This window comes from Centipeda felix (assembly GCF_900186465.1).
Classification (GTDB): Bacteria; Bacillota; Negativicutes; order Selenomonadales; family Selenomonadaceae; genus Centipeda; species Centipeda felix.
This window is the reverse complement of record NZ_LT891946.1, coordinates 1-4,820: the sequence shown is the minus strand read 5'-3', so window position 1 is coordinate 4,820 and position 4,820 is coordinate 1. Positions and strand designations below refer to the sequence as shown.

At 56.1% G+C, this 4,820-nt stretch carries 3 protein-coding genes, 13 tRNA genes and 2 rRNA genes; 1 reads left to right on the top strand and 17 read right to left on the bottom strand.

Going from position 1 to position 4,820, the window contains the following annotated elements:
• Positions 1-223 precede the first annotated feature (223 nt).
• Positions 224-445 (top strand): TOBE domain-containing protein, encoded by a 222-nt coding sequence (locus C1713_RS00165; RefSeq protein ID WP_050342341.1) that lies wholly within the window; start codon positions 224-226, stop codon positions 443-445.
• A gap of 63 nt (positions 446-508) precedes the next feature.
• Here the strand turns inward: C1713_RS00165 and C1713_RS00160 are convergent, their stop codons facing one another.
• The 17 genes from C1713_RS00160 to C1713_RS00080 form a co-directional block, all read right to left on the bottom strand.
• Positions 509-1,189, bottom strand: coding sequence for a trimeric intracellular cation channel family protein (locus C1713_RS00160; protein WP_050344209.1), 681 nt, complete (start codon positions 1,187-1,189; stop codon positions 509-511).
• A gap of 265 nt (positions 1,190-1,454) precedes the next feature.
• Positions 1,455-2,744, bottom strand: coding sequence for a lipase family protein (locus C1713_RS00155; protein WP_050342339.1), 1,290 nt, complete (start codon positions 2,742-2,744; stop codon positions 1,455-1,457).
• Between the two features lie 146 nt (positions 2,745-2,890).
• Positions 2,891-2,976, bottom strand: a tRNA-Leu gene (locus tag C1713_RS00150).
• A 10-nt stretch (positions 2,977-2,986) separates the two neighbouring features.
• Positions 2,987-3,072: transfer RNA gene (locus C1713_RS00145), tRNA-Leu, on the bottom strand.
• A gap of 72 nt (positions 3,073-3,144) precedes the next feature.
• Positions 3,145-3,230 (bottom strand) — tRNA-Leu (locus C1713_RS00140).
• A gap of 13 nt (positions 3,231-3,243) precedes the next feature.
• Positions 3,244-3,330, bottom strand: a tRNA-Leu gene (locus C1713_RS00135).
• A gap of 11 nt (positions 3,331-3,341) precedes the next feature.
• A tRNA-Gly gene (locus tag C1713_RS00130) sits at positions 3,342-3,415 on the bottom strand.
• Between the two features lies 1 nt (position 3,416).
• Positions 3,417-3,492, bottom strand: a tRNA-Thr gene (locus C1713_RS00125).
• A gap of 52 nt (positions 3,493-3,544) precedes the next feature.
• Positions 3,545-3,620 (bottom strand) — tRNA-Phe (locus tag C1713_RS00120).
• Positions 3,621-3,656: 36 nt separating this feature from the next.
• A tRNA-Asp gene (locus C1713_RS00115) sits at positions 3,657-3,733 on the bottom strand.
• Positions 3,734-3,751: 18 nt separating this feature from the next.
• Positions 3,752-3,827: transfer RNA gene (locus C1713_RS00110), tRNA-Val, on the bottom strand.
• Positions 3,828-3,833: 6 nt separating this feature from the next.
• Positions 3,834-3,909, bottom strand: a tRNA-Lys gene (locus C1713_RS00105).
• A gap of 16 nt (positions 3,910-3,925) precedes the next feature.
• Positions 3,926-4,001: transfer RNA gene (locus C1713_RS00100), tRNA-Lys, on the bottom strand.
• A 39-nt stretch (positions 4,002-4,040) separates the two neighbouring features.
• Positions 4,041-4,117: transfer RNA gene (locus C1713_RS00095), tRNA-Gln, on the bottom strand.
• 68 nt (positions 4,118-4,185) lie between these two features.
• Positions 4,186-4,261 (bottom strand) — tRNA-Asn (locus C1713_RS00090).
• A gap of 5 nt (positions 4,262-4,266) precedes the next feature.
• Positions 4,267-4,383, bottom strand: a 5S ribosomal RNA gene (gene rrf, locus C1713_RS00085).
• 310 nt (positions 4,384-4,693) lie between these two features.
• A 23S ribosomal RNA gene (locus C1713_RS00080) occupies positions 4,694-4,820 on the bottom strand; the annotation flags it as partial.

The following is a 4,820-nucleotide window of genomic DNA, read 5'->3' as shown; positions in this document are numbered from 1 at the left end:
GTAGATTTTTTCGTCCGAACGAGGTGGAAAACCGGACGCAGAGTGGTGCTCTGTGGAGGATTTTCCGCCGAAGTGCGGGCAAAAAAGATGCGTCAAGATGGTTGTACCGAATTTATCAGTGATTCCTAAATACACAAAACACCGTATTGCTATGATAAAGATCATAAACAATACGGTGTTTTTATGTTATAATGTAGGGACTATCAAAAAAGGAGGAAACTATATGAAACTTAGTGCAAGAAATCAGCTTAAGGGCAAAGTCGTCTCCATCGAGAAGGGTGCCGTCAACGGCATCGTCCGCATCGAGCTCAAGGGCGGCGACGTCATCACATCCACCATCAGCATGGGTGCAATCGAGGAGCTCGGCCTCGAGGTCGGCAAGGAGGCATACGCCGTCATCAAGGCAACGTCCGTCATGGTCGGCGTCGATCATCACCACAGTTAAGAAATCTCTGGCTTAAACAGACAAATCCCCGCATATCGGACATTTCCGGTATGCGGGGATTATTTATTCCAGAGATTCCTCCTCCTCGTCCTCATGATGCCGCTTGGGCGGGCGTGGATGATAGAGACTCCAGTTCCAGTGAATCGCAGCGAAACGGATGAGGAGGACGAGGAGGAAGGCGAGCCATGAGACGACCTCGATGCCGAGAGTGCCGCCCAGAGCGCAGAACACAAATGCTCCAACGAGGGAGGCCGCTGCATAAACTTCAGCATAGAGGACGACGGGCATCCGTTTCGCGAGCACATCGCGGATCATCCCGCCGCCCACCGCCGTCGTCGCCGCGAGGAGGATGGGCAGGACATAGCTGTCCGCACCGCCGAATCGTACCCCCGTGAGCGCCCCCGTGATGGTAAAGGCGGCAAGGCCGATAGTGTCGGAGACGTTGAAGATCGTCAACAGTCGCCGACGCTGCATGTGATGCAGTTCTGTCCACTGATAGAGAAATGAAGTGGAGAGAGCAACGCCGACGGAGAGCAGAAAGTTCGTCGTATCGCGCAGTGCCATCGGCGGTGTAAGCCCTACGAGGAGGTCGCGCACCATGCCGCCCCCCACCGCCGTCGCGAGAGCGAGAACGGAAATGCCGAAGATGTCCATGCGGCGGGACAGCCCGACGAGCGTGCCCGACACCGCGAAGGCGAGCGTCCCGATGATGTCAAAGAGACGCCAGAGATCGATTTCTCCCATGAGCATAGTTTCGTCCTTCCCTTTTGAAGCTTATTTTACCTGCGCCGCCTAGGACGTCTCCCCTGCTTTTTAGCTTCCCCCGCCGATGCGGGGGAAGTGCCGAACATAGTGAGGCGATAGGGGTGCCTCTAGCTCATTCGACTCTCTCACGGAGAAAACCACGAATCGACCGAGGCGCCCCTTCCACCATGCGGCGCATGGTCCCCCTCCCCCGTGCCGCACGGGGGAGGCTTTCACCGTCCACGGTGTGACGATAGGAGCTCTCTCAATCCTGCGCAAACAGATAGAGAATAACCTCCATCGGCGTAAGCGCTCCCGTCGCCGCCGAGCGCGCCCCTGCAGCAATCAGATTCCCATCACGATCATAGACACTGCGCTCGAGTGTCAGGCGATAGGTCTCATGTGCATCGCGAAGCTTTTCCCCCGTGATGCGATAGACGATCATCTGCTCTGCGCCTGCCGCACGTGCCGCCGCGGCCTGTGCTGCTATGCTGTGTGCATGCTCCGCGCTCTCAGGTGAAAACACTGTCGCGGCGTTCCGCACATACTGGGCATCATGCAGCACGGCACGCAGATAGGGAACATCCTCTGCGAGTGACGCATCCACATCCACGGCAATCGGCGCAAGATAGACTGTACGCCCTGCCGTACGGTTCTCCTGCCCCACAAGGAAAGTCAGTGCGCCGCTGCTGTCATGCGTATCGTAGAGGCGGCGCAGTGCTGCATCCACATAGACGGTCATCGTATGCGGAAATGCCGCTGTCGTCCGCGCAGGCTGCCAGTCGATGCGCTCGCCGAAGTGCTGAAAGCCAAGCGGTAAGGAGAGTGCATCCTTCACGGGGTCACCGCGCATCACAACGCGGCGCAGGGTAAAGCGATCTTTATAGGTGCGGACAAAATCATCGTTCCCCACTGCAGGCGAGCCGAAGGTCGTCACGATAAGCTGATCGGGAGACACGCCAAGGTCAGAGAGACGCGCCGCCGCAAGAATGGCCGCCGCGCCGCCGAGGCTGTGTCCCGTGAGATAGAGCTTTTCCGAAGGATGCGCGCGCAGGTCGGCAGCAAGGTGCTCCCCTGCCGTCTGCCCATCCACTGCATCCGTAAAGAGCGCCGCCTGACAGTAGTCGAGAAACCCACGGTGAACCAGCGGCATCCCGCCGCGCTCCGCCTTTGGTGTATCACGCACGGTGAGAAACTCCGCCGGCGAGTGCCCGCCGAACGCCGCGCGTTTCATTCGCAGATCCGTCCAGACGTCACTGCCGCGCTCCGTCCCGGGAAAAGCGATAAGATGCAGCTCTGCTCCATCGGCATCACGGCGCACCATGTGAAAGAAACGTCCGACCGTTCCGCGGTGCCCCACGGTCTCAGCGCCGACGATCTCCCATCCCGCCGCCGTCAGCCGTGCACGCAAGAGCTCAGAGAGCTCCCCGCTGTAGGCCGCCTCGGACGCCGCCGCCTCGACAAAGAAGAGCGCAGGGAGATCAGGGGCGGCGGCGAAGGCACGCAGCGGAAATGCAAGCACGCAGAGGAGAATCACGAAATGCAATACCTTCATCAGCACACCTCCCACACAATATATCTATCGCTATTATACCTGTTTTCCTTGAAAAATCATAGGAACGACAGATAAAACAACGTGTGAGCATACTTCATGACACAAAATAAAACCGCCGTGGTCGCCCACGACGGTAGATTTTCAGATGGTGCGGTTGATGGGACTTGAACCCATACGTCTTGTGAACACTACCCCCTCAAAGTAGCGCGTCTGCCAATTCCGCCACAACCGCGTATAAAATATGGTGCGGTCGAGAGGACTTGAACCTCCACGATGTTGCCATCACTAGCGCCTGAAGCTAGCGCGTCTGCCATTCCGCCACGACCGCATATTGAGTTGTCAAGGAATATCATCGAGCACAAGTAGCGCATCTGCGCCGCGCTGCCCGTAAGTCTCTAAATGGTGCGGTTGATGGGACTTGAACCCATACGTCTTGTGAACACTACCCCCTCAAAGTAGCGCGTCTGCCAATTCCGCCACAACCGCATGATATAAAAGTTGGTGCCGAGGACCGGAATCGAACCGGTACGATCTTTCGATCGGGGGATTTTAAGTCCCCTGCGTCTGCCTGTTCCGCCACCCCGGCGATAGGCAAAATGGAGCGGGTGATGGGAATCGAACCCACGTGACCAGCTTGGAAGGCTGGGGCTCTACCATTGAGCTACACCCGCATGGAGCTGGCGAGAGGACTTGAACCTCCAACCTGCTGATTACAAATCAGCTGCTCTACCGATTGAGCTACGCCAGCAGCAAAGCACAAGCGGCGACTGCCGCAGACGCTGTCCCCAAGGGATAATAAGTGGTGCCTCAGAGCGGAATCGAACCACTGACACGGGGATTTTCAGTCCCCTGCTCTACCAACTGAGCTACCGAGGCATCGGATATATAACACAATAGCGTGTAATATGCAAATGGCGACCCGAAGGGGACTTGAACCCCTGACCTCCGCCGTGACAGGGCGGCATTCTAACCAACTAAACTACCGGGCCGTAAAAGGTAAGCACCTATGGTGGGCGATGACAGGATCGAACTGCCGACATCTTGCTTGTAAGGCAAGCGCTCTCCCAGCTGAGCTAATCGCCCATAAAATGGTGACCCACCACGGAATCGAACCGTGAACCTACTGATTAAGAGTCAGTTGCTCTGCCAGTTGAGCTAGTGAGTCATGATATGTAAAGAAATGGTGGCTCACCCGGGACTCGAACCCGGGACCCTCTGATTAAAAGTCAGATGCTCTACCAACTGAGCTAGTGAACCTTTATCAGCGCCACGTAACCCGCCAAAAAGGGTATATTTTGGCTGGGGTAGTTGGATTCGAACCAACGGATGCGGGAGTCAAAGTCCCGTGCCTTAACCGACTTGGCTATACCCCAACTATCCACGGGCACACCGATCATGCGATCCGTATCCCCAAAGCGGCGACGCCGCTGTAAATACAAAATGGCTCCTCGAACTGGACTCGAACCAGTGACATTCTGATTAACAGTCAGACGCTCTACCGACTGAGCTATCGAGGAGTATGTTGCGGCAACTACCTACTCTCCCACGTCGTCTCCAACGAAGTACCCTCGGCCTGTGGACGCTTAACTACTGTGTTCGGAATGGGAACAGGTGGAACCGTCCAGGCATCATCACCGCATTACTGACTTGTCCAAGAGCAAAGCCCGCAGGGCGCATGCGATTGGGTAACAAGCCGTATGGGAAAGTGTCCCAAGAGTCAAGTCCAAAGGACGCAGACGATTGGCTGACACTGACCGCTCTGAATGAGTCTTGCTCACTCAAAACTTCACAGAAGAAACGTCAGCAAATTGTTAGGCAATACCTTCTTAGAATAGCGGTCAACGTCATCCAATCACACGTCGCTTTCGCTCGTGTTCTTGGGACGTTCTCGCATACGACCTGTTTCCCGTTCAGCTTCATCCTACGGATTCGCTTCTCGGACAGGTCAGTAAGTCAAGCCCTCGACCGATTAGTGCTGGTCAGCTGCACACATTGCTGTGCTTCCACACCCAGCCTATCTACCTTGTCTTCTTCAAGGGGTCTTACTTCCTTTTAGGAATGAGATACTTCATCTCG

What these genes read in the sequence shown, in the direction of transcription:
- C1713_RS00165 (WP_050342341.1), top strand. Translation starts at nt 224, where the DNA reads ATGAAACTTAGTGCAAGAAATCAGCTTAAGGGCAAAGTCGTCTCCATC.
- C1713_RS00160 (WP_050344209.1), bottom strand. Translation starts at nt 1,189, where the DNA reads ATGGGAGAAATCGATCTCTGGCGTCTCTTTGACATCATCGGGACGCTC.
- C1713_RS00155 (WP_050342339.1), bottom strand. Translation starts at nt 2,744, where the DNA reads ATGAAGGTATTGCATTTCGTGATTCTCCTCTGCGTGCTTGCATTTCCG.